1 protein-coding gene is annotated in these 2,199 nt (G+C 75.1%); it reads left to right on the forward strand.

Translation table 11 applies throughout. From position 1 onward, the window contains the following. Positions 1-118 precede the first annotated feature (118 nt). Positions 119-1,813, forward strand: a complete 1,695-nt coding sequence (locus tag GUY61_RS37720; protein ID WP_398958366.1) for an ArnT family glycosyltransferase — start codon at positions 119-121, stop codon at positions 1,811-1,813. Positions 1,814-2,199: the final 386 nt, after the last annotated feature.

The raw sequence follows: 2,199 nt of genomic DNA on the forward strand, positions 1-2,199 counted from the left end.
TCAGGCATCGCGCAGGTGTCCGCGCAGGCGGGCCGGGAGCGCCGCCCCGGCAGGGTCCGTCGAGCCGCCCGCCCGGCCCGGCGGCAGGCTCCGGTTCACCTGGTTCACCCGCATCGGCGTGAGGCCCGCGGGGCCGCGCGGGCGCGGCCCGTGGTGCCACGGGCGGTGGCTGTACGCGCTCGCCGTGGTCGCGCTCCTCGCCCAGACGGGCTTCGCGACGGCCACGACGGCCAGGGAGCAGACCCCGACCATAGACGAGCCCGTGTACGTGGGCGCGGCGCTGGTGTACACACGGCAGCACAGCCTTCGCTACAACCCCGAGCATCCCCCGCTGGGCAAACTGGTCGTCGCCACCGGGCTCATGTTCGCCGACGCGCGCCTCGACCCCCGCTTCGACGGCGACCAGACCGAGCTCGGGCGGCACGTCCTGTACGAGTCGGGCAACGACCCGTGGCGGCTGATGCTGCTGGCACGGCTGCCCGTGATCGCCCTGACGCTGCTGTTCGGCCTGGTCGTCCTCGCCTTCGCCCGTGATCTCGCCGGGCCGATCGGCGGGTTGGCGGCACTGGCCCTCTACTCCTTCTCGCCCGACGTCATCGCGCACGGGTCGCTCGCCACCCTCGACGTACCGGCGGCCGGCTTCCTGCTGACATCCGTGTGGCTGCTGTGGCGGGCGAGGCGGCGGCCGCGCCTGTACCTCCCGCTCGCCGGCGCGGCCCTCGGTGCGGCACTGGCGACGAAGGCGAGCACGCTGCCCGCGGTGCCGGTGCTGCTGCTCCTGGCCGTCCTGTCCGTGTGGCACGCCCGCCGGGCCGACCGCCCCGGCCCGCACGCCCCCGGCCCGCACCCTTCCGGCCCGGACGCTCCCGGCCCGCGCGAGGGCGCCCGGTCGGTGGCGTACGCCGCCGCCGGAGCGGTCCTCGTGGCGCTGGTCGCGGTCGCCGTCGTGTGGGCCTGCTACCTCGCCGTCGACCCGCGGTTGCGCTGGACGGCCCCCGACGACCTGCCGGACACCGGCGGACTGCGGGAACTCGCCGTCCGTACGCTGCCGTTCCCCCAGCCGTACCGGGACGGTATGCGCGTCCAGTTCGGCTTCGAGGAAACGACGTGGAGCGGCTTCCTGTTCGGCCGGCACTACCGGGGTTCGCTGTGGTACTACCTGCCGGCCGCGCTGCTGGTGAAGACGCCGCTGGGCATGCTCGCGCTGTGGGCGGCCGGAACCCTCGCGCTGCTGCTCGTGCCCCGGTTGCGGCCCGCGGCACCGTACGTGCTCGTGCCGGTCGCCGTGCTGCTGGCCGCGGCCATGACCGGGTCGCGCGACCTCGGCGTGCGCTACGCCCTCTTCGTGCCGGTCTTCCTGGCGCTCACGGCCGCCTGCGTGCTCGCTCTCCCATGGCGCGCCCGGCACGCCGTGACGGCGGCGGCGCTGCTGTACGTCGCCGTGAGCTCACTGCGGACGTACCCGTACTACCTCCCTTACTCCAACGAGGCGTTCGGCGGGCCGTCGAAGACCCGTCTGCGGCTGCACGACTCCAACGTCGACTGGGGCCAGGACCTGGGCCGCCTCGCCGACCACCTCCGCCACCGGCACGCGGGCGAACGTATCTGGCTCGTCTACAAGGGCAGCGGTGTGCCGTCCTTCTACGGCATCGACGCCTCGGACCCGCGCAAGGCGCCTCCGGACAGGGTCAGGGGGCTGCTCGTGGTGTCGGACTCCTCGATCGCCAAGGCCGAGGGCCGGCTGGAGGCGCTGATCCGGAGCAGCGAGCCGATCGACACGGTGGGCCACTCGATCACGATCTTCCGCCGCTGACCGCGCCGCGCACCGGTGCGCGGCGCCCGGTCCACCAGGCGCCGGTGGCACCGTGACCTGGCAGGCCAGGCACTTCGGGCTGCGCCGGCCGGTACCGCCTGTACCGCCCGGCCGGAGCCCCGCCAGGGGATGCGTTGTGCGGCCCGGCCAGTCGGCTGCGGCCCTTGTACGGCCTTCGCCCGGTAGGCGGGCGGTCTCCCGCACGCCGGGGTCGACGGGCCCGGGTGTCCGGTGGATTCGCGTGTGGGGCCGCGTGGCTCGTGGCGGCCGAAGGACGCCCGCCCACGCGCACCGCCTCCAGCGCCCGGCAGGGACGAGGACCGGGCTGTCGGACGCTTCCGCGGGGCGGGGTGCCTCACACCTGCCGGGACGGTGGGGCAGGGGGC

The organism is Streptomyces sp. GC420, assembly GCF_009916105.1.
GTDB lineage: Bacteria > Actinomycetota > Actinomycetes > Streptomycetales > Streptomycetaceae > Streptomyces.